This window comes from Bartonella sp. AA56HLJMS (assembly GCF_042197145.1).
GTDB lineage: Bacteria > Pseudomonadota > Alphaproteobacteria > Rhizobiales > Rhizobiaceae > Bartonella.
On sequence record NZ_JBHIRL010000001.1, the window covers coordinates 102,368 to 125,064 of the forward strand.

Here is a 22,697-nt window from a genome sequence, read left to right on the forward strand (position 1 = left end):
CCACGACAATAAATAAGTTCACAAAAAAATTAAGCGAATATTTGTTATAGTTACAAAGATAAATTAACAAATTAAAAAAAACAGGTTAAAATCACTTATTTTAAAAGAAATAATTTATGTACCCAATTTTATATTTATTAAACACTAGAAATTTATAATATTTTCAGTCATATATCTTTTTATAAGTAATCATTAGAAATAGAGAAGTTTCATGAAAACGCCATTTAGCAAAATGGACGGTCTTGGAAATCAAATTATTGTTGTTGATATGCGTGAAAGCACATACGCTCTTACACCACAAGCAATCCTTGCTTTGTCGGCAGATCCTGAAATGCATTTTGATCAAATCATGGCTATCCACACACCAACCCAGAAAAAAACCGACTTCCGCATAGAAATATGGAATGCCGACGGATCAATGGCTAAAGCTTGTGGCAATGGTACCCGCTGTGTCATCGCATGGCTTAAAGATCACAATTTTGGTGAAAAATTTCATTTAGAAACTCCCGCTGGAATTATTGAAGGAAAATACCAAACCGATAATCTCATTTCTGTTGATATGGGATGCCCAAATTTCAGTGTAAAAGAGATGCCTGTTTCACGTGAAATAGTTGATACCAATCACGTAGAAATTATGGCTGGTCCCCTAAAAGACGCTTGTCTCATATCCATTGGCAATCTCCATGCTATCTTTTTTGTTGAAAATGATATTCAACATATTCCATTAGAAAAATATGGGCCAAAACTTGAACATGATCCCCTGTTTCCCGAACGGTGCAATATTTCCATTGCTTGCATAACGTCAAAGAAAAGTCTAAATTTACGTACATGGGAGCGAGGGGCAGGATTAACACAAGCATGTGGGAGTGCTGCTTGTGCAAGTGCAGTGGCTGCTTATCGTCGTGGACTTACAGAGCGCCATGTTGATGTAAATTTACCAAAGGGAACACTTAATATTTTTTACCGAGAAGACGATCATATTATCATGACAGGACCAATTAAATATCACTTTAGTGGTTTTTTAAGCCCTTTAACAGGGTGCTACAAAAAGGATCACTCCTGATGGCAATAGAAATTGTAACTTTTGGTTGTCGACTTAATAGCTACGAATCGGAAATCATTCGCAAAGAAAGTACTTCTTCAGGGCTAGATCAACTTAAAGATGGTGCTATTATCTTTAATACCTGTGCTGTCACTGCCGAAGCCGTACGACAAGCAAAACAAGCTATCCGCAAAGCAAGACGTGAAAATCCTCATGCGCGTATCATTGTAACAGGGTGTGCAGCCCAAACAGAAGCACAAAATTTTGCCTCAATGACAGAAGTAGATCTTGTTTTAGGAAACGAAGATAAACTTCACGCTCATTCTTATCGTCAACTTCCTGATTTTGGTATTAATCATTCTGAAAAGGTGCATATCAATGACATTATGGAAGTACAAAAAATTGCTCCACATATGGTCAGTGCAATGCAAGAGCGCACCCGCGCTTTTGTACAGGTACAAAACGGATGCGATCACCGCTGTACATTTTGCATTATTCCTTATGGACGAGGACCATCTCGTTCAGTTCCCATGGGTGCTGTCATAGAACAAATTAAAAAGCTGATAGGTGGGGGTATCCAAGAAGTGGTCCTTACAGGTGTTGACCTTACAAGTTATGGCCACGATCTTCCTGGAAAAGCTACTCTAGGAAAATTAACTTCAGCTATTTTGCATCATGTCCCTGACTTAGCCCGATTACGCCTCTCATCTATTGACTCTATTGAAGCAGACGAAGAACTCATAAATCTTTTAGCTTATGAAACAAGAATCATGCCCCATTTGCATTTATCTTTGCAAGCAGGTGATAATATGATTTTAAAACGGATGAAACGGCGTCATCTGCGCGAACATGCCATTCAATTTTGCCAAGAATTGCGTGCCAAACGTTCTACAATGGTTTATGGTGCCGACTTAATTGCTGGTTTTCCTACAGAAACAGAAGAGATGTTTCAAAATAGTCTTGCCTTAATCAAAGATTGTAATTTAACCCATCTCCATGTCTTCCCCTTTAGTCCAAGAGAAGGAACACCTGCCGCACGTATGCCACAAATCAACCGTAAAATAATTAAGCTGCGTGCTGAAAAATTGCGTAAAGCAGGTGATATGGCTTACAAAAAGCATCTTGCTCATTTACAAAACAGTCTACAAACAATTCTCGTTGAAAAAGATGAAATCGGACGAACAGAAGATTATACTCTTGTACAAGTTAAAGGTGCAAAAGCAGGAACAATTGTTCAAGCCCTTATCGTTGATCATGATGGCGATAAATTGATTGCTGTCCCTCCAAAATTAAACGCTGCTTGAGCAGGAGAATTCTTATGACTAAATCTTTTATAAAAAAAATATTCTCTTTTAACAAATCTCAAGAGCAAGAAATTGAACAACAGATTTCTATTCCTGATAAAAGCGATATAATAGAAGAAAATAAAGACAAAAATGAAAAGACAAAAAATAATCAAATCTCTATAAACACAGAAAAAGAAGAACAAACAAAAAATCCAGAGTCAATACTTACAAAATATGATGAAAAATCTCCATTTCTAGAATCCCATTCTGATAAAATTCCCTTTTCTGGTAAAATTATTGTCACAGACAACATCCGTGAAAAAAAGAATGAAGAAATTTTATCTGAACCTTCTGTTGAACAAAAAAAAACAGCGTGGTTTGGGCGCCTTAAAAAAGGCCTATCCCTTTCTTCACAACGCCTAAGCGGATCAATTGGCGATCTCTTTGTTAAAAGAAAACTTGATGAAGATACATTGCAAGAGCTCGAAGATATTCTTATCCAAGCTGACATAGGTGTAGAGACGGCAACACGCATCACAAATACTTTAGCTTCCAGTCGTTACGGAAAAAACCTCTCCCCAGATGATATTCATACTATTGTAGCTGATGAGGTCAAAAAAGTTCTGGAACCTGTTGCAATACCATTAGAACTTGATCTCAGCCATAAACCTCATGTTATTTTGCTGGTAGGTGTAAATGGCACTGGAAAAACGACAACTATTGGAAAACTTTCAGCCAAATTAACAGAAGGGGGATTAAAAGTTATGCTGGCAGCAGGTGATACTTTCCGAGCCGCTGCTATTGAGCAACTACACATTTGGGGTGAACGTACCAATTCTCCTGTTATTTCGACAAAATTGGGTGCAGATGCCGCCAGCTTAGCATTTGATGCTTATGAAAAAGCAAAAAAAACAAACAGTGATGTATTAATTATTGATACAGCAGGGCGTTTACAAAATAAATCTGAATTAATGGATGAGTTGGCAAAAATTATTCGTGTTTTAAAAAAACACACCCCCCAAGCACCCCACACAATCCTTCAAACTCTTGATGCAACAACCGGACAAAATGCACTCAACCAAGTGGACATTTTCCGTGATATTGCTGGTGTTAATGGTTTAGTTATGACAAAGCTAGATGGAACTGCACGAGGAGGAATTCTTGTCGCTATCGCAGCAAAATATAAATTACCCGTTTATTTTATCGGTATAGGAGAAGATATTGAAGACCTTCAACCCTTTTCTGCTTCTGACTTTGCCGAAACTATTGCAGGAAAACACGCATGAAACAGCCTTTATCTAATCCTAATTTACACAATAATTCTGAAAAAAAGATGAATAACAATAAAAAAAATTCTCTCTCACCAACACTTAAGTTTCTTTTGGAAATGGGTCCATTGGTTGCCTTCTTTTTTGCCAATTATAAGGGAGAATGGCTGATAAAAAACATTGGATTTTTTCAAAATTTTAGTAAGCCTATTTTCCCTGCAACAGCTATTTTTATGGTAGCTATTATTATTTCCCTAAACTTATCATGGATCCTTGCAAGACAAATTCCTATTATGCCTCTTATTTCAGGAATATTTGTTTTAGTTTTTGGCTTTCTAACTCTCTGGCTTCATAATGAAACTTTCATAAAAATGAAACCAACAATCATTAATAGCTTATTTGCTTTTATACTTTTTGGTGGGATGTTTTTTAAAAAACCACTTTTACGTTATGCTCTTGATTCTACCTTAAAACTTGATGATTTAGGTTGGCAAAAACTTACCTATCGTTGGGCGTTTTTTTTCATTTTTCTTGCCATTTTGAATGAAATAATTTGGCGTAATTTTAGCGATAATTTCTGGACAAGTTTCAAAGTATTTGGCGTCATGCCTATAACAGTCCTTTTCATGCTTACCCAAATGCCTATAATTATAAAACATTCAAAAGGACTTTTTACAGAAGAGGACAAATCTGATTCTTAAAAAAATCATCACTACCGATTATTTTATAGATTCATCGCCAAACACTGTTCGGGAGAAAAAATATGTTGATTGAACAGTTTATTTGTCGAGAAAACAATTTCGGTGTACTCCTTCATGATGAAAAAAGTGGTATGACAGCTGCAATAGATGCTCCTGAAGGCAAAGCGATTCACAACGCCTTAAAGCGCCACAATTGGACACTTGACACTATTTTTGTAACTCATCATCATCACGACCATGTAGAAGCCCTATCAGAATTAAAACAAGTTTACAACACTACGGTTATCGGACCAGAAGCAGAAAAAGAAAAGATTGATCATCTTGATAAAACACTTCAACCTGATGAAAGTTTTTCTTTTGGCTCACACCTTCTTTTAGCTCTTTCAACACCTGGTCATACTCTAGGCGCATTATCTTACTATTTTCCTGAAAATAATTTACTCTTTGCTGGAGATACACTTTTTTCATTGGGCTGTGGACGTCTTTTCGAAGGAACACCAGCACAAATGCTGAATTCTTTAAAAAAACTTCGTAAACTTCCTGATGAAACACTTCTTTATTGTGGACATGAATATACAAAAAATAACGCTCTTTTCGCACTAACAATTGACCCACATAATAAAAAACTCCACCAAAGAATAGAGGAAGTTTTTTTGCTACGTGCAAAAAACGCTATGACTTTACCAATAACCTTAGGGCAAGAAAAAGCCACCAATCCCTTTCTCCGCTGGGATGATAGTGTATTGCGAAGAAACCTTGTAATGGAAGAAGAAACAGATGAAGAAGTTTTTGCTGAAATTCGAAGAAGAAAGGATAATTTTTAACCATGCTTAAGTTCGTATTACGTTTGTTCCTCCTTTTTCTTTTCGTGATACATATTCAACTAACAAGGGCAGAGGAAAAGGAAACAGATAATTCTTCTCTTATATCATCTCTCATTGCAAATTATCCCTTAACAGAAGATTTTCTTTTAAAGCTGGAAAAAATTGAAAAAGAATGTAAAAACTTACTTCCAGAAACAAAAAATAATCTTATAACTTATGATTCTAGTATCCACTCTAGTATTGAAAATTACACTACCTATATTTCTAGTAAACCAAAACTTGTAAATATTTTAAAAGAAAATAATATAACATCGAAAGATTTTGCTTCAGGAACCTTAGCTCTTAAAGAAATATCAACGCTTCTCATATTTGTACCTGAAAAGGAATATTCTACTGAGAAAAATACTATATTTCTAAACAATCTTGAATTTGTTAAAAAACATTTTTTTAAAGCGACAATTCTTTTAGATAGCTGTGAAAAACTCATTTTGAGCAACTAATCAGCTATGACACATTAAAAATATCATCCCATTAATCTAATAAAAAAGTCCGTGCATTAAAAATCACCGTGTTTTTATCATTCCTAATAATTGTGTTTATTTCGACTATATTTAACAAATGTTTTTATAAAAATAAAGAATAACAGACGAAAAAATATTTATTGAAATTCAAAAAAGAAAGGATAATTTTTAGTCATGTTTAAACTTCTTTTGTGCTTTTTCTTCATTTTTCCTTTTGCATCATACGCTCAAGAAAAAAAACAAGAAATAGATGATCTTTCTTTTATACCGCCTTTCATTGCAAATTATCCCTTAACAGAAGATCTTCTTTTAAAGCTGGAAAAAATCAAAATAGAATGTAAAAATTTATCTTCAGAACCAGAACAAATAAATAAAAAAAGTGACTTCAATACTTATAATGATAATATTGAAAAATACGCTGCCTATATTTCTAATAATCCAAAACTTGTGAATATTTTAAAAGAAAATAATATAACACCGAAAGAGTTTGTTATTGCTCACCTAGCACTTCAAGCGACATTGTATGTACTTACTGATGAAGAAAATTCTACTTATGAAAAAAACTTTTTACCTTCAAGCAATATAGAATTTGCTAAAGAGCATATGTATAGAATAATAAAAATTTTAAAAGATAACTGTTAAAAAAATCTTTTTAGAACAATTGATTAACTTTGTAAACGCCGACAAATTTCATCTAATTGTTCTAATGAAGAGTAATGTATTTTTAAATCTCCACCTTTTTTACCATGTCGAATAATAACTTTCATTCCTATCACATCTGCAAGTAATTTTTCTAAAGATTTTGTTTCAGCATCTTTCTCCGTATTGGTACGCTTTTTAGTTTTAGGATTAGCTTGCTCATATGCAAGTATTTCTGTTTGACGTACTGAAAGCCCTTCACGAATAATTTTCTCAGCTAAATTTTGTGGATCATCAACGGTTATAAGACAACGTGCATGACCTGCAGAAAGTTGTCCATCAGTTAAGAATTGTTGTACTTTTTCTGGAAGTTTTAACAAACGAAGCGTATTTGCAACATGACTACGACTTTTTCCTATAACTTGCGCTAAATCTACTTGCGTATAATCATGTTCATTTAGAAGCATCTCATATCCCTTTGCTTCTTCGATAGGATTAAGATCTGCACGTTGAACATTTTCAATAATTGCCAATTCCAAAGCCGTTTTATCGTCCACATCACGAATAATAACGGGTAATTGACTTAAATTTGCACGTTGTGCTGCACGCCAGCGCCGTTCACCCGCAATCAATTCAAACCGATGAGGATGATCTCTTAAAGGCCTCACAATAACCGGTTGAACCACACCGTGTTGACGAATTGATTGTGTCAAATTATCAAGCTCTGTTTCAGTAAAATGACGCCGAGGATTGTGAGGATTACATGAAATAGATTCAATAGAAATAAATTGCTCAGAAAGACTACCGGATTCATTTAATTTATCAAAGCTTGATGAACGTGCAATATTGTTGTTTAAATTGATATCTCCAATCAATGCCGCTAATCCACGTCCTAGTCTTTTTTTTGATAGATCATCGTTCATAATTTTGCTCTTTGAGTTTTCTTACAAAAAATTTTACATTTTTAAGCAGCAGCACGTGCTTGTTTTTCACGTTGAATCATTTCTGATGCTAGACGCAAATAAGCTTGGCTCCCAGCACATTTAAGATCATAAAGCAATACAGGTTTGCCAAAAGAAGGCGCTTCTGATACTCTTACATTTCGTGGAATAACAGTACGATAAACTTTATCTCCCATAAAAGAGCGTACATCTTCAACAACTTGATTTGAAAGGTTATTACGTCCATCATACATTGTTAAAACAATACCTTGGATCTCTAAAGATGGATTAAGTACGGATCGCACTTGTTTTACTGTTTCAAGTAATTGACTTAAACCTTCAAGTGCTAAAAATTCACACTGCATAGGCACTAAAACAGAATCCGCAGCCCCCATAGCATTAAGTGTTAAAAGATTAAGGGAGGGAGGACAATCAATTAAAATATAATTGAATTTTTTTTCCATTTCCGGATCATCATAGAGAGCTTTACGTAAGCGTTGTATGCGATCTTTTGATGAAGAAATTTCCATTTCCACACCTAAGAGATCAAGTGTAGAAGGAACTATATAAAGATTGGGTACGGCTGTTTTTAAAGCCGCCTGTGTAATTGAAACGCCCGAAACCAAAACATCATAAGAAGATAAAGGACGGCTATTACGATCAATCCCTAAACCTGTACTAGCATTACCTTGTGGATCAACATCCATAATAAGGACATTTTCACCAATAGCCGCTAAAGCTGTAGCAAGATTAATTGCTGTGGTTGTTTTTCCGACTCCACCCTTTTGGTTTGCAATAGCGATAATTCGTGTTTCGCTCATTTTGCTCTACCCTCTATATGATCGAATATGAGAAATTTCCAAAATAACAGAATTTTCATCAACTTTACTTTTATGTTTTAACAGATCAAAGTGCCAATTGGCAGAGGCATTTTTTATTTCTGTAGCGTAATCCCGACCTTTTTGCAAAAGAGCTATTGTTTTTTCTGTTAATAAAGGAAAAATGAGTTGTAAAAGAGTATCAAGCGGCGCTAATCCCCGTGCTGTTATAATATCAGATATGGGAATTTTTTGATATATATCTTCAATTCTAGCGTGATAAACCGTTGCTGGAAGATTAAGTTGAGCAATAACTGTTCGCAAAAAAGCAACTTTTTTCCCATTACTTTCAACAAGATTAATATGTCCTGCTTTTTTTTCTTTCAAAAAGATAGCAATCACAATTGCAGGAAAACCTCCTCCTGATCCTAAATCACACCAATGTAAAGAATGAGCATACAAAGGAAAAATTTGTGCTGAATCTAGAATATGTCGTGTCCATAGATCTGGTATAGTTGTAGCAGATATCAAATTAATATGTGCATTCCACTGAAGTATTAAAGACTCAAACTGAATTAAATTTTCCATCGTTTCACGTGAAACAGAAGGAACAATATTTAATAATTGTTGATATTTTTTTTCTGTAGAAAAATTCATTAAGCTGTTTTAGCCTTTTCACGTCGTTGACGTTGAATATGTGTAATAATAAGCGATAACGCGGCGGGTGTCATGCCATCAATTTTTTGTGCATCAGCAATTGAACGCGGCGACACTTCTTGAATTTTTGATTTAAGTTCATTTGAAAGACCTGAAATTGCCTGAACATCGAGAGAAGAAGGAATTTCTAAACGCTCATCTCTCTGAAGAGAGGCAATATCTTGTGCTTGTTTATCTAAATAAACCGCATATTGTGCTTCAATTTCTAAAGATTCTGCTGTTTTAGAATCAATTGTTTTTAATTGTGGCCAAAAATCTGAAAGACGCTCTAAGGTCATATGAGGATAAGCAAGAAAATCATAAGCCGAACGCCGAATTCCATCATGATTAACATGTAATCCATGAGCAGAAGCTTCATTGGGTGTTAAAAAAAGATTTTGACATATTGATCGTGCTTGATCAAGCCGTTGTTGTTTTTTCTGATAACATTCCCAACGTATTTTACTTACAATACCCCATTTTTGTGCCAAAGGTGTTAAACGCGTATCAGCATTATCAGATCGTAAAGATAAACGAAATTCAGCACGTGATGTAAACATCCTATAAGGTTCACAAACACCACGTGAAACCAAATCATCAATCATAACACCAATATAAGCAGTAGAACGACTTATAAGTATTTCATCTAATTTACCTACTTTACGTGCAGCATTTAATCCAGCTAAAAGTCCTTGTGCTGCTGCTTCCTCATATCCTGTTGTACCATTAATTTGGCCTGCTAAAAATAAACCTGGTAAAGAGCGTAATTCTAAGCTTCTCGTTAATTGTTGTGGATTAACAAAATCATATTCAATAGCATAACCAGGTTGCAAAACTATAGCATTTTCCAATCCTTCAATGGTTTTCAATAGAGAAATTTGTACATTTTCAGGAAGAGAAGTAGAAAGACCATTTGGATAAACAGTATTATCATTTAATCCTTCTGGTTCCAGAAAGATCTGATGTCCATCACGTTCTCCAAATTTCACAATTTTATCTTCAACAGAAGGACAATAACGTGGTCCTAACCCTTCAATATTTCCAGAATATAAAGCAGAGCGATAAATATTCTCGCGAATAATTTGATGTGTTTTCTCATTTGTACGTGTTATTGCACATTCAATTTGTGGTTGTTCAATTTTCTCTGTTAAAAGAGAAAAGGGTATGGGATTTTCATCTGCTTGTTGTTTTTGGAGAGCTTCCCAAGCAATTGTTTTTTTACTCAAACGAGCAGGGGTTCCTGTTTTTAATCGTCCAAGTTTTATATGATATTTTTTCAAATGTTCAGCAAGTTTTACACTTGACTGATCTCCCATACGACCAGCAGCCCATGTTTTATTACCAATATGAATAAAGCCATTTAAAAACGTACCTGTTGTTAAAACAACAGCACCAGAAAAAATTGTTCCTTGTTTTTTTAAAATAACACCTGATACACAATTATCTTTAACAACCAGATCAATAACTTCATCCTCAATAAGAGTAAGATTTTCTTGTTCTTTTAATAATTTTTGAATTGCTTTTTTATAAAGTTGTCTATCTGCCTGTGTCCGTGGTCCTCTTACTGCCGGTCCTTTACGTCTATTAAGGAGTCTAAACTGAATTCCAGCAGCATCCGCTGCTCTTCCCATAAGACCATCTAACGCATCTATTTCACGAACTAGATGCCCTTTTCCAAGTCCACCAATAGCAGGATTACACGACATTGTCCCCAGTGCTGATATTTTATGTGTAACAAGCGCTGTTTTGGCTCCTACACGTGCTGAAGCTGAAGCCGCTTCACAGCCAGCATGACCACCACCAACAATAACAACATCATATGATTGCATTTAATTCATTCCGTAGAAAATATTCTAAGGTTTCACGTGAAACAGGATATAAATTACATAATCTTTATAATCTGTCTATGAAATAATCAATGTTTCACGTGAATCATTATTTACCAACACAAAATTCTGAAAAAATAATATCAAGCAAATCTTCAACATCAATATCTCCTGTAATTTTCCCAAGAAAATCACTTGCACAACGGAGATGTTCTGCACGTAAACTGAGATCAAGAGAATGATAACTAAGAGAAAATTCAATCTCTTTAACAGCCTGCTTTAATAATTGAAGTTGCCTTTTACGTGCTGGAACAATATTTCCAATTTTAGAAGCACGATAATGACAAAATGATTCAAGTTCTTTTATAAAATAATCAAAATTTAAACCAGTTAATGCGGAAAATTGTATAGACCAACGCTGATCATTTTTTTCATAAAGATCAAGTTTATTGCCAACACACCATATTTCAGCCGATGTTTCTGGTAAATCAACTTGCTTAGGATTTCCTATATCATAAACCAAAATAACCAAATCAGCTTCCCTAACATGCTGTTTAGCAATTTCTATTCCCATCTGTTCTATTTTATTTTCTGTTTTTCTAAAACCAGCAGTATCGGTTAAAAAAATAGGTAAACCACCAAGAATAATTCTCATTTCTAAAGCATCACGGGTTGTTCCTGCTTCTTCCGTTACAATAGCAACAGATCTTCCTGAAAGACGATTCATAATGCTTGATTTTCCAGAATTTGGAGCACCAGCAATAACAATTTTTAATCCATCACGTAAAATACTCGCACGTTCTCCTTCAGTAATATATTCCCGAATAGAAGTACAAAGATCCTCAACATCTTTCCAAACTTTATCAGATATTGCGTTGGGAATATCTGCTTCATCAACAAAATCAAGTTCTGCCTCAATAAAAGCACGCGCCTTCATAAGCTTATGACGCCAATCACGATAAAGCGTCGTTAAATGTCCACTTGTACCCATAACAGCTAAACGCCGTTGGCTTTCCGTTTCTGCTTCTATTAAATCAGCAAGACCTTCTGCTTGAACAAGATCTAATTTTCCTTCCATAAAAGCACGACGTGAAAATTCACCTGCTTCTGCAATACGGCATCCAGAAAATGTCGACAATTCATCGAGAAAACGATTAACGACTGCTTTTCCTCCATGTAAATGGAATTCTGCACAATCTTCCCCCGTAAAACTATGAGGAGCAGGAAAAAAAACAGTTAAACCAGAATCTAAAAAACTACCATCACGAGCAGTAAGATTTCCATAATGCATAAAACGTGCTTTAGGTAAACGACCACAAAGCGTTTTAACTATATCCACAACATGAGGACCAGAAAGCCGAATGACTGCAACCCCTGAAGGTAACAATCCACTCGAAACAGCAAAGATTGTATCCACAGGTTTTATCCTAATAAAAACTTTAATGACTTTACGTATTCATTGAATCAAAAAATTCACTATTATTTTTTGTTTGCTTTAATTTATCAATCAAAAATTCAATTGCATCTGTTACATTCATAGATGCTAAAATACGACGAAGAACAAAAATTTTGTGTAAATCTTGTCGTTCTACCAGCAGTTCTTCCTTACGCGTTCCTGACTTTAAAATATCCATAGCAGGGAAAATACGTTTATCAGCAACTTTTCGATCAAGAACAATTTCCGAATTACCTGTTCCTTTAAATTCTTCAAAAATAACCTCATCCATACGACTTCCTGTATCAATCAAAGCCGTTGCAATAATGGTTAAAGATCCGCCTTCTTCAATATTACGTGCTGCACCAAAAAAACGCTTTGGACGCTGGAGGGCATTTGCATCCACACCACCTGTTAAAACTTTACCCGAAGAAGGAACAACTGTATTATATGCACGCCCAAGACGTGTAATAGAATCGAGAAGAATAACAACATCACGCCCATATTCAACGAGACGTTTGGCTTTTTCAATAACCATTTCTGCCACTTGTACGTGACGTATTGCAGGTTCATCAAAAGTAGAAGAAACCACTTCTCCTTTTACTGAACGCTGCATATCAGTAACTTCTTCTGGTCGTTCATCAATTAAAAGAACAATGAGATAACATTCAGGATGATTAGTGGTAATAGAATGAGCAATATTTTGAAGTAAAACTGTTTTTCCCGTCCGAGGAGGAGCTACAATTAATCCTCTTTGTCCTTTTCCCAATGGAGATATCAAATCAATCACACGTGATGACATATCTTTCTCTGTAGGATCTTGTATTTCCATTTGGAAACGTTCATTTGAATAAAGAGGAGTAAGATTATCAAAGTGGATTTTATAACGAATCTTTTCAGGTTTTTCGAAATTAATTGTATTAATTTTAAGGAGAGCAAAATAACGTTCTCCCTCTTTTGGACTGCGTATGGGGCCTTCAATTGTATCGCCTGTTTTTAAAGAAAACGACTGTATTTGTGCAGGTGAAAGATAAATATCATCAGGACCAGGAAGATAATTAGCATCAGCAGATCTCAAAAATCCAAATCCGTCTTGTAAAACTTCAACAACACCTTCTCCTATAATTTCAACGTCTTGTAGAGCAAGTTTTTTCAAGATAGCAAACATTAATTCTTGTTTGCGCATAAGGGAGGCATTTTCAACTTCTAATGTTTCAGCAAAAGAAACAAGCTCAACGGGATTTTTGCTTTTAAGTTCTTGTAGTTTCATTTTTTGCATGAAATATGCTCTTTGTGATTAAGGAGAAGATTGTTCTAAATAATTTATGGAAATTTATGAGTGAAATATTACTAAGAAAAAATATCCTACACTCAATTTTTTTAATCTGCAAGTACCATTTATATGAAATTTGTTCCTGTAATATTAAGTAATTATATGAAAAACTTGAAAAAATATAAAATTCAAATAGTATTTAATTATTTTAATAACAAAAATGTGAGTTAGGATTATAACATTAATGAAATGCTATTCAAAAGTATTTTTTACAGAAATTTATATTAATAAATTTATATTAAAGAAAGGATTATTCTTATTTATAACTGTGTTTAGTGTGGATTATTATTTATCCTCAATTTTATCCACAAAAGGAACTGAAAAAAGAATAAAAATATCACTATCTTAAAGATATTATCCCCTCTTTTTTTATAAGAGGGATTAAATTATCACAAGCATTTAATTTGTGCATAAAAAAGGAGAATTTTTCATAAATTTTAGTTTTATAAAAAACGACGAGGATATATACACATGTCTTAACAAGGAGTTAAAATTTTTGTGACAAAAGAAAAAAAATTCTTTCATTTACACATGCTTTCTGATGCAACAGGAGAAACATTAATTTCTGTGGGAAGAGCTGTAGCATCGCAATATGCAATGATTCAGGCAACAGAGCATATCTATCCTATGATTCGTAATAGAATACAGTTACAGAAAGCTCTTGATGAAATACAACAAGAGCCAGGTATTGTTCTTTACACAATGATTGATGAAAAATTTAAACTTCTCCTTCAAAAAAGGTGTAAAAAAATAAAAGTTCCCTGTATTGATATATTGCATCCCGTTTTAAATGCTTTTCAGTCTTACCTTGGAATGCCAACACATTTACGTGCGAGCGCACAACATGATCTTAATGCAGATTATTTTCGCCGTATTGAGGCACTGGATTTTACAATAGAGCATGATGATGGACAGTCTTCCAGTAGCTTATCCGAAGCAGATGTGATCCTTGTGGGAATTTCAAGAACCTCTAAAACGCCAACAAGTATCTATTTAGCAAATCGCGGAATAAAGACGGCTAATATTCCTCTTATTCCTAATATTGATTTGCCAGAATCCCTTTTAGAGGCAAAAAATTCTTTAATTATTGGTTTAATTGCTTCAGCTGAAAGAATCTCACATATCCGCCAAAATCGAGATTTGGGAGAAAGTTTTGCTCTTGATAATTATACAAATCGTATAAACATAGTTGAAGAATTAATCTATGCAAAACGCATTTGCGAACGTTTTGGTTGGCCTATTATTGATGTCACAAGACGTTCTATTGAAGAAACTGCTGCTGCAATATTTGAACTGTTATCACGATTTCGTGAAGGAAATGAGAGAAAATTCTCATGAATGCAGATACTTTAATATTAGCATCTCTTAGTTTTTATCGTGCAAAATTATTAAAAAAAGCAGGTTTAAATTTTTTCATTGAAGGAGCTTCTTTTGATGAAAGAGAAGTAGAAAAAAAAGCAAAAGAAAAAACACCTAAAGAACTCAGCTGTTTTCTTGCGAGCGCAAAAGCAAAAAATGTTTCAGATCGTTTTCCTGATGCTTTCGTTATTGGTTGTGATCAAGTTCTTGATTTGGAAGGTCAAGTTTTTCACAAAGCAACAAATATTAAAGAAGCACATCAACGTTTATGTGAATTATCAGGAAAAACCCATTCTCTTCATAGTGCGGTAGCTTTATTTAAAAATGGTCAAAAAATTTGGGTTGAAGCTTTTAGTGCACATATGTCCGTCCGTTTACTCTCATCAGAATTTATTGAACGTTATTTAGCACGCGTAGGAAAAGATGTTTTAAACAGCGTGGGAGTATATCAAATTGAAGGAGAAGGAATTCATCTCTTTGAAAAAATTGAAGGAGATTTTTTTACCATTGTTGGTTTACCTTTGCTGCCTCTACTCATAAAACTGCGCCACTTAGGAATTATTGATGGTTGACTTAACAATAAAAAAAACAAATTATCCGCGTGCTTTTGTTGTTGGTTCTCCAATTCATCATTCAAAATCGCCAAAAATTCACAATTTTTGGCTTAAACAATATGGTTTACAAGGAGAATATATTGCACAAGAAGTAACATCTGAAGAATTCAGTCATTTTATTGCGTCTTTACAAAAAATAGGCTTTTGTGGAGGAAATGTTACTTTGCCTTATAAACAGGAAGCTTTTCGTTTAGCAGATTATAAAGATGAGAGAGCAACAATGATTGGTGCTGTTAATACACTTTGGTATGAAGGAGATAAGCTTTGTGCCACGAATAGTGATGCCTATGGTTTTAGCGCTAATCTTGATGATTTTGCATCTGATTGGGGAGGGGAAACAGCTCTTATTTTTGGAGCAGGTGGTGCCGCACGCGCTATCATATATGCCTTAAAAAAACGTGGATTTGAACAGATTTATTTAATTAACCGTACAAAACAACGTGCTGATAATTTAGCTCAGCATTTTGGAAAAATCATTAAAGTTTACGATTGGCATAAAATCCATGAAATACTTCATCAAGCTGATTTGATTGTTAATACAACCTCTATTGGCATAAAAAGTCCAGAAGAAAAAAGTGATTCTTTTTTTTGCGATTTTCATAAAGCAAAAAAAACGGCATTAGTAACAGATATTATTTATACACCATTGATAACTCCTTTTTTACAACAGGCAAAGGCTTGTGATCTCAAGACGGTTGATGGACTTGGGATGCTTCTACATCAGGCTGTTATAGGGTTTGAACAGTGGTTCGGAATAAGACCACAGGTAACAAAAGCGTTACGGACAGCTATTTTAGAGGATATAAGTGAAAAAAGAGAATGAAGATCATAGGATTAACGGGATCAATTGCTATGGGAAAATCAACAGTTGCTGATTTTTTCAAGCAAGCGGGTATTTCTGTTTTTAGTGCTGATGAAGCAGTACAACAGCTTTATAAAAGTGAGCCAGCTTTGTCATTCATAGAGCGTATTTTTCCTGGTGTGGTTGAAAACGGAGAAGTTAACCGTTTGAAACTTTCTGAAATTTTGATTGATGATAAGGAAAAATTACAAACATTAGAAAAAATAATTCATCCTTTGGTGCAAGAAAAAGAAAGGGAATTTATTGATATAGCGCGTGAACAAGGGAAAAAATTAGTTATTCTTGATATTCCACTTCTGTTTGAAAAAAATGGTGAAAGTCGTGTGGATAGCGTTATTGTTGTTTCTGCTCCACCAGAAATACAAAAAGAACGTGTAATGATTCGCCAAGGTATGAATGAGAAAAAATTTGCCTTTATCAACGCTCAACAAATGCCAGATGAAAAAAAACGAGAACGCGCTGATTTTATTATTGATACAGGGAAAGATTTAGAGAATACACGTCAACAGGTTTTTGATGTGATAAAAAAATTGCTAAAGAATTAAAATTATGCGTGAAATTATTTTTGATACAGAAACAACAGGTTTAGATAAAGAGAAAGATCGCATAATCGAAATTGGTTGTGTAGAAATGGTTGATCGTTATCTCACAGGACGCCAATTTCATGTTTATTTAAACCCTGAAGGCGTTATTATTCCTGATGAAGTTGTAGCAATTCACGGATTAACCAATGAACGCTTGAAAAACGAGAAAAGTTTTAGTGATATTGTTGATGAATTTTTGGAATTTATCAAAGACGCGACAATGATTGCGCATAATGCGAGTTTTGATATTGGTTTTATTAATGCAGAATTAAAACGCGTCAACAAACCGCTTATCAGTGTTGATAATATTCTTGATACATTGGCTATGGCGCGGCGTAAATTTCCTATGGGTCCTAATTCTCTTGATATTTTATGCAAACGTTTTGGAATTGATAACAGCCATCGTGTTCTTCATGGTGCTTTGCTTGATGCAGAGATTCTAGCCGATGTTTATATTGAGCTCATCGGTGGAAAGCAAGGTGTATTGGGTTTTGATAACAGAAGGGGTATTGATGAACATATCCAGAACGATAAAGATACATCTTATGCCGTTAAAATTCGCCCGCAGGCTTTACCTTCAAGATTGAGTATGCAAGAAAAAAAGTTACACGCTGATTTTATCTACAAAATGGGTGAAAAAGCTCTGTGGAATAACTTCAAAATTCATGAATAACATCATCTTTTATCTAAAAGAGTCACGATTGAAATTAAAGAATATCGATGTCAAAAAAAAACGGTCGTTGTGGGGAGGGGAACACCACAACGACCCTGTCGCTACATCGTACCTCAGCTATCATAGGAGGAGCAAAATGAAAGCTATTAATCCTGTAACAGCAAAGAAAAGCTCTAGGTACTTAATATAAGTGCAACGACTTCAGGTCTTATGAAGAAAAAAAATGGCTTTTTAGAGGCAAAGTGAAAAAATATATAAGGGTAATTTGTTTTTTTAGCTGTAATGGAGAAAAAATTGTCATGAAAGCAACAGATCATCTTTTTTTGGTTGACGGATCAGGCTATATTTTTCGTGCTTATTATGCTTTGCCGCCTTTAAAACGTAAAAAGGATGGACTTCCTGTAGGAGCAGTAGCTGGTTTTTGCAATATGTTATGGAAATTACTTTGTGATGCTCGTAATACAGCTACGGGTGTTGTTCCAACACATTTTGCTGTTATTTTTGATTATTCATCTGATACTTTTCGGAAACAAATTTATCCTGAATATAAAGCGAATCGCGTTGAACCTCCTGAAGATCTAATTCCTCAATTCGCGTTAATACGCCAAGCAACGAAGGCTTTTAATTTGCCTTGTATTGAAAAGGAAGGCTTTGAAGCGGATGATTTAATTGCTACCTATGCAAAGTTGGCAACAAAGGTTGGGGCAAAAACAACCATTATTTCTTCTGATAAGGATCTTATGCAACTCGTAAATACGCATGTATCTTTGTATGATGGAATGAAAGATAAGCATATAGGTATCTCAGAAGTTATAGAAAAATGGGGTGTTGCGCCTGAAAAAATGATTGATTTACAAGCATTAATTGGAGATTCAACGGATAATATACCGGGTATTCCAAGCATTGGTCCAAAAACTGCAGCTCAGTTGTTAAATGAATTTGGTTCTCTTGATCTTTTATTGCAAAACGTAACAGAAATTAAACAAACAAAACGACGTGAAAACATTCAAGCTTATAGAGAACAAGTTAAAATATCTCGTGAACTTGTCAGGCTTAAAACAGATGTTCCTATAGATAATGATTTAGATGATTTTATTTTGGAGCCACAAGATGGTCCACGTTTAATTGCTTTTTTGAAAGCGATGGAGTTTTCAACATTAACGCGTCGCGTGGCAGGGGCAACAACATGCGATGCAGCTGTTATTGACGCACTTGATATAGATGTTGAATGGGAAAAACTAAGCCCTAGAAATGATTCTGATATCAGGCATGATTCTGATATCAAGAATACTGAGCGCGCATCCCTTCATAATTTTTCTGAAAATTCTCCACAAGTTTTTGCACAAGAACGTAAAGATCAAGCGCTGACTCAAAAAATTACAAGAGATGCTTATACAACAATTCTTGATGAGGAAATTTTAAAAGACTGGTTATCACAAGCACAAGAGCAGGGTTTTTTCGCTTTTGATACTAAAACAACATCTCTTGATCCGATGCAAGCAAAGCTTGTTGGTTTTTCACTCGCATTACAGCCGGAAAAAGCAGCTTATATACCTCTTGAACATTTTGATGAAGGAGAAGAGGACCTTTTGAGGGGCGGGCGCATTGCTTCACAGATTGGGGCTCGAAAAGCTTTAGCACTTTTAAAACCGATATTAGAAGATTCAGCGGTGTTAAAAATTGGTCATAATATAAAATATGATTGGTTGGTGATGAAGCAATACGACATTATGATAAGCTCTTTTGACGACACCATGCTTTTATCATATGCTTTTGATGCTGGAATGTTAACCCATAATATGGATGATTTGTCTGAACGTTGGCTTGAGCATAAACCAATTGCCTATAAAGATTTAACGCATAACGGGAAAAAAATTACTTCTTTTGCACAAGTAGATTTAAAACAAGCAACCCTTTATGCGGCGGAAGATGCTGATATAAAGCTACGTCTTTGGCAAGTATTGAAACCGCAACTTGTTGCTCGTGGAATGACAAAAATTTATGAGCGTCTTGATCGACCTCTTGTAGAAGTTCTTGCAAGAATGGAAGAACGGGGGATTCTTATTGATAGGCAGATTTTATTGCGTCTTTCAGGAGAGTTGGCACAAGCTGCTTTGATTCTAGAAGAGGAAATTTACAAACAAGCTGATGAAAAATTTAATCTTGCTTCGCCAAAGCAATTAGGGGATATCCTTTTTGGCAAAATGGGATTGCCTGGAGGCGCTAAAACAAAGGGTGGACAATGGTCAACTTCTGCACAGACCTTAGAAGAGTTGGCTGCTGAAGGTCATATTTTACCGCGTAAAATTATTGAGTGGCGTCAACTTTCAAAGCTAAAATCTACCTATACAGATGCCTTGCCTTCTTATATTTTTTCAGAAACAGGGCGAGTTCACACGAATTATTCTTTGGCAATAACATCAACAGGTCGGTTATCATCATCAGAGCCAAATTTGCAAAATATTCCAGTGCGAACTGCTGAAGGACGTAAAATTCGAACAGCTTTTATTGCTCCCAAAGGACATGTGTTACTTTCTGCTGATTATAGTCAGATTGAGTTGCGCATTCTTGCACATATTGCGGATATAAAAGCATTAAAAGAAGCTTTTGCTAAAGGGCATGATATTCACGCTATAACGGCATCACAAATGTTTGGTGTTGCGATAGAAGGAATGCATTCAGATATACGACGGCGTGCAAAAGCGATTAATTTTGGTATTATTTATGGTATTTCAGCTTTTGGATTAGCCAATCAGTTGGGAATTTCACGCCAAGAAGCGGGTCGTTATATTCAACTGTATTTTGAAAGATTTCCAGGAATTAAAGATTATATGGAGAAGACCAAAATCTTTGCACGTGAAAATGGTTATGTAGAAACAATTTTTGGACGTCGTATCCATTATCCAGAAATAAAAGCAAAGAATGTAAAAATTCGTTCTCTTAATGAGCGGGCAGCTATCAATGCTCCAATTCAAGGTTCTGCAGCCGATATTATTCGCCGCGCTATGATACATATGGAAGATGCTTTAAAAGCAGAAAAACTATCAGCAAAAATGTTGCTGCAAGTTCATGATGAACTGATTTTTGAAGTACCAGAAGAAGAAAGTAAAAAAACCATGACTGTTGTTAAAAATGTTATGGAAAATGCTACAATACCGGTTTTATCTTTATCTGTCCCGCTTGAAGTAAAAGTTATGACGGCTCAAAATTGGGATGAGGCACATTAATTTTTTTATTTATTTTTAAGAATATTGATTGCGTTGGAAAGATTAAGATAGGCTTTGATAGGCAAATGATCTGAAGCAATGCGTGCAAGTGGTGAATAATGATTTTCAATACTTGTTACCAATTGGTGGGGAAAAGAAAAAACTCTATCAAGGGCTAACAAAGGAAAACGAGAGGGAAAGCTTGGTACAACTTCAAAAGTGCTATCAAAATAGGGAAAAAAATGATTTAAAGATGAGCCTTTTCCCATTCGCCATTCATTAAAATCTCCTATGAGGAGTGTAGGCATAAGGGGGCGTTTTTGGAAAATTTCAAGGAGCATTTTTGTTTGTTGTTTACGAGAGTAACGTAATAATCCAAAATGAGCCGCAATAATACGAATAGGTCCTGCTGCCATTTCCAACTCTACAATTACAGCCCCACGTGGTTCAATACTAGGAAGAGTGACTTGTAAAGTATCACGTACATATCCCTTTCGCAAAAAAAGAGCATTCCCATGCCAACCATGGCCATGAGGTGACATAGTATTAAGAGGTACAGGAATCAAACCGGTTTCAGCTTTTAATAGCTGAAGATTAATCAAACCGATGCGTTCCCCAAAACGTTTATCTGCTTCTTGAAGAGCAAGGATATCAACTTGTAATTCAGTAATAACACGGACAATTCTTGTAGGATTAAAAACTTTATCAACACCTACACATTTATGCACATTATAGGAAGCAACGGTCAGATCATAATTACTATTTTGATTGACAATGTTTGATTGATGATGAGAGCGGCTATGAATTGTATTTAAAAAGGAGCTATGGAGTTTTTGTTGGATAAAACCGGTAAACCAAGGGAATTTTTGCTTATAAGGGATTTTTGTCATTTTGCGAAAAGAATAGTTTCTAAGAAGCAGAGGGTAAAGATTTACACTAAAAACAAAAGAACCTTGTTTCTTTTAGAAACAAGGTTCTTTAATTAAGTAATGATTTTTGCAATCAATCACGGTTTGAGCCAAGAAACTGTAGCAAGAAGACAAACATATTGATGAAATCAAGATAAAGATTCAGCGCGCCCATAATAACTTTACGTCCTCTGGTATCGCTTTCATCTCCTTCATAATACATCAACTTAATGCTCTGGGTATCGTAGGCTGTTAAACCAGCAAAGATAAAAACACCAATCACAGAGATAGCAAACTGCAAAGCGCTTGATCCAAGAAAAATGTTCACAATCATGGAAAGCAACAAGCCGATCAATCCAATGAATAAGAATGAACCGATTGCTGTGAGATCACGCTTTGTTGTGTATCCATAAAGTGAAAGAGCTCCAAAAGTTGCGGCGGAAATGACAAAGGTTTGCACAACACTTTCTGTCGTATAGCGCAAAACGATTGAAGACAGTGAAAGACCAACCAGAGCAGCATAACCAAAAAAGAGACTACGAGCAGCATTTGTGCTCAATGTATTAATTTTAAAACTGAGAAATAAGACTGCTATGAGTGGTGCAAACATAACAATATAAGAGAATGGCGATGTATAAAATGTTACTCCAAATGGTGTTAGATAAACACTGCTATTGATTTGAGCTGCTGCTTGGCTCATATCTGTTGTCGTTGCTAATGATACAATTGCATAAGCGGCAGCAGCTGTAATAAGCAAACCAATGGCCATTGCATTGTAGACACCCAACATATAGTCGCGTAATCCCTGATCAATTGATGCATCGGCATGAGAAGCAGGTGCCGAACGTAAATCTTTAAAATTAGCCATAATATAAAATCCTTTAGCATATGTTCTGTCAGGTATAGGGCTTTAAAGGTGTCTCTGTCATTACACAGATAAGCTTGGTATAAGCCTTAATTGGGCAAATACAAAAACCCTTAAGAATCACTGACAGAATTCCAGCATATATGCTCTTATTATGGAGATTTATTTAAAAATTACAAGAGATTTATATGAAGAAGGAACCTTACAAATTGGTAAGGAAATAGTTCATTTTAATAAAAAATATTTCCATTTTTTGCCATATTTTTGCAAGATAAAAAGACTATACTTAAAAACTT

At 35.0% G+C, this 22,697-nt stretch carries 21 protein-coding genes; 13 read left to right on the plus strand and 8 right to left on the minus strand.

Translation table 11 applies throughout. The features are described 5' to 3' along the window. Positions 1 to 211 precede the first annotated feature (211 nt). From dapF to ACFINI_RS00450, 7 genes are all read left to right on the plus strand, one after another. The gene (gene dapF / locus ACFINI_RS00420) at positions 212 to 1,063 is read left to right on the plus strand and encodes a diaminopimelate epimerase (RefSeq protein WP_375645370.1); all 852 of its coding nucleotides are present in this window, start codon (positions 212 to 214) and stop codon (positions 1,061 to 1,063) included. Next, positions 1,063 to 2,346 carry a tRNA (N(6)-L-threonylcarbamoyladenosine(37)-C(2))-methylthiotransferase MtaB gene (gene mtaB / locus ACFINI_RS00425; protein ID WP_375645371.1) on the plus strand — a complete coding sequence of 428 codons (1,284 nt, stop codon included), beginning with the start codon at positions 1,063 to 1,065 and terminating at the stop codon, positions 2,344 to 2,346. The genes dapF and mtaB overlap by 1 nt, the downstream gene beginning before the upstream one ends. A gap of 14 nt (positions 2,347 to 2,360) precedes the next feature. Beyond that, positions 2,361 to 3,614: a signal recognition particle-docking protein FtsY gene (gene ftsY / locus ACFINI_RS00430; protein ID WP_375611333.1), complete on the plus strand. Its 1,254-nt coding sequence runs from the start codon at positions 2,361 to 2,363 to the stop codon at positions 3,612 to 3,614. Further along, positions 3,611 to 4,297: a septation protein A gene (locus tag ACFINI_RS00435; RefSeq protein WP_375629102.1), complete on the plus strand. Its 687-nt coding sequence runs from the start codon at positions 3,611 to 3,613 to the stop codon at positions 4,295 to 4,297. The genes ftsY and ACFINI_RS00435 overlap by 4 nt, the downstream gene beginning before the upstream one ends. Positions 4,298 to 4,359: 62 nt before the next feature. Continuing rightward, positions 4,360 to 5,121 carry a hydroxyacylglutathione hydrolase gene (gene gloB / locus ACFINI_RS00440; protein ID WP_375645372.1) on the plus strand — a complete coding sequence of 254 codons (762 nt, stop codon included), beginning with the start codon at positions 4,360 to 4,362 and terminating at the stop codon, positions 5,119 to 5,121. Positions 5,122 to 5,123: 2 nt separating this feature from the next. Then, positions 5,124 to 5,621 carry a hypothetical protein gene (locus tag ACFINI_RS00445; protein WP_375629108.1) on the plus strand — a complete coding sequence of 166 codons (498 nt, stop codon included), beginning with the start codon at positions 5,124 to 5,126 and terminating at the stop codon, positions 5,619 to 5,621. A gap of 195 nt (positions 5,622 to 5,816) precedes the next feature. Continuing rightward, a complete protein-coding gene (locus tag ACFINI_RS00450) occupies positions 5,817 to 6,284 on the plus strand; it encodes a hypothetical protein (protein WP_375639857.1) in 468 nt (155 codons plus the stop codon). A gap of 23 nt (positions 6,285 to 6,307) precedes the next feature. Here the strand turns inward: ACFINI_RS00450 and ACFINI_RS00455 are convergent, their stop codons facing one another. The 6 genes from ACFINI_RS00455 to rho all read right to left on the minus strand — a co-directional run bounded on the left by ACFINI_RS00455 (position 6,308) and on the right by rho (position 13,276). Next, positions 6,308 to 7,204 (minus strand): ParB/RepB/Spo0J family partition protein, encoded by an 897-nt coding sequence (locus ACFINI_RS00455; protein WP_375639853.1) that lies wholly within the window; start codon positions 7,202 to 7,204, stop codon positions 6,308 to 6,310. Between the two features lie 41 nt (positions 7,205 to 7,245). Next, a complete protein-coding gene (locus tag ACFINI_RS00460) occupies positions 7,246 to 8,043 on the minus strand; it encodes a ParA family protein (protein ID WP_273790170.1) in 798 nt (265 codons plus the stop codon). 6 nt (positions 8,044 to 8,049) lie between these two features. Then, entirely contained in the window at positions 8,050 to 8,697 is a 648-nt protein-coding gene (gene rsmG / locus ACFINI_RS00465) for a 16S rRNA (guanine(527)-N(7))-methyltransferase RsmG (protein ID WP_375611339.1), read from the minus strand. Further along, on the minus strand, positions 8,697 to 10,565 hold the full coding sequence (gene mnmG / locus ACFINI_RS00470) for a tRNA uridine-5-carboxymethylaminomethyl(34) synthesis enzyme MnmG (protein ID WP_375611340.1): 1,869 nt from the start codon (positions 10,563 to 10,565) through the stop codon (positions 8,697 to 8,699). Before mnmG ends, rsmG begins: the two co-directional genes overlap by 1 nt. A gap of 106 nt (positions 10,566 to 10,671) precedes the next feature. Further along, positions 10,672 to 11,979: a tRNA uridine-5-carboxymethylaminomethyl(34) synthesis GTPase MnmE gene (mnmE, locus tag ACFINI_RS00475; protein ID WP_375645373.1), complete on the minus strand. Its 1,308-nt coding sequence runs from the start codon at positions 11,977 to 11,979 to the stop codon at positions 10,672 to 10,674. A 31-nt stretch (positions 11,980 to 12,010) separates the two neighbouring features. Next, complete coding sequence (rho, locus tag ACFINI_RS00480; protein WP_015857121.1) at positions 12,011 to 13,276, minus strand: transcription termination factor Rho; 1,266 nt, start codon at positions 13,274 to 13,276, stop codon at positions 12,011 to 12,013. Positions 13,277 to 13,828: 552 nt separating this feature from the next. Between rho and ACFINI_RS00485 the strand changes: the two genes are divergently transcribed. The 6 genes from ACFINI_RS00485 (at position 13,829) to polA (ending at position 20,649) form a co-directional block, all read left to right on the plus strand. Then, positions 13,829 to 14,668 (plus strand): pyruvate, water dikinase regulatory protein, encoded by an 840-nt coding sequence (locus ACFINI_RS00485; protein WP_375645374.1) that lies wholly within the window; start codon positions 13,829 to 13,831, stop codon positions 14,666 to 14,668. Next, positions 14,665 to 15,261 carry a Maf family nucleotide pyrophosphatase gene (locus ACFINI_RS00490; protein ID WP_375639837.1) on the plus strand — a complete coding sequence of 199 codons (597 nt, stop codon included), beginning with the start codon at positions 14,665 to 14,667 and terminating at the stop codon, positions 15,259 to 15,261. Before ACFINI_RS00485 ends, ACFINI_RS00490 begins: the two co-directional genes overlap by 4 nt. Beyond that, on the plus strand, positions 15,254 to 16,126 hold the full coding sequence (locus ACFINI_RS00495; RefSeq protein ID WP_375645375.1) for a shikimate dehydrogenase: 873 nt from the start codon (positions 15,254 to 15,256) through the stop codon (positions 16,124 to 16,126). Before ACFINI_RS00490 ends, ACFINI_RS00495 begins: the two co-directional genes overlap by 8 nt. Next, entirely contained in the window at positions 16,123 to 16,710 is a 588-nt protein-coding gene (gene coaE, locus ACFINI_RS00500) for a dephospho-CoA kinase (protein ID WP_375612770.1), read from the plus strand. The genes ACFINI_RS00495 and coaE overlap by 4 nt, the downstream gene beginning before the upstream one ends. A 4-nt stretch (positions 16,711 to 16,714) precedes the next feature. Next, the gene (gene dnaQ, locus ACFINI_RS00505) at positions 16,715 to 17,422 is read left to right on the plus strand and encodes a DNA polymerase III subunit epsilon (RefSeq protein ID WP_375629128.1); all 708 of its coding nucleotides are present in this window, start codon (positions 16,715 to 16,717) and stop codon (positions 17,420 to 17,422) included. A 299-nt stretch (positions 17,423 to 17,721) separates the two neighbouring features. Then, positions 17,722 to 20,649: a DNA polymerase I gene (gene polA / locus ACFINI_RS00510; RefSeq protein ID WP_375645376.1), complete on the plus strand. Its 2,928-nt coding sequence runs from the start codon at positions 17,722 to 17,724 to the stop codon at positions 20,647 to 20,649. A 5-nt stretch (positions 20,650 to 20,654) separates the two neighbouring features. Here the strand turns inward: polA and ACFINI_RS00515 are convergent, their stop codons facing one another. Continuing rightward, positions 20,655 to 21,518 (minus strand): endonuclease/exonuclease/phosphatase family protein, encoded by an 864-nt coding sequence (locus ACFINI_RS00515; protein ID WP_375620887.1) that lies wholly within the window; start codon positions 21,516 to 21,518, stop codon positions 20,655 to 20,657. 112 nt (positions 21,519 to 21,630) lie between these two features. Then, positions 21,631 to 22,404 (minus strand): Bax inhibitor-1/YccA family protein, encoded by a 774-nt coding sequence (locus ACFINI_RS00520; protein WP_375611347.1) that lies wholly within the window; start codon positions 22,402 to 22,404, stop codon positions 21,631 to 21,633. Positions 22,405 to 22,697 lie beyond the last annotated feature (293 nt).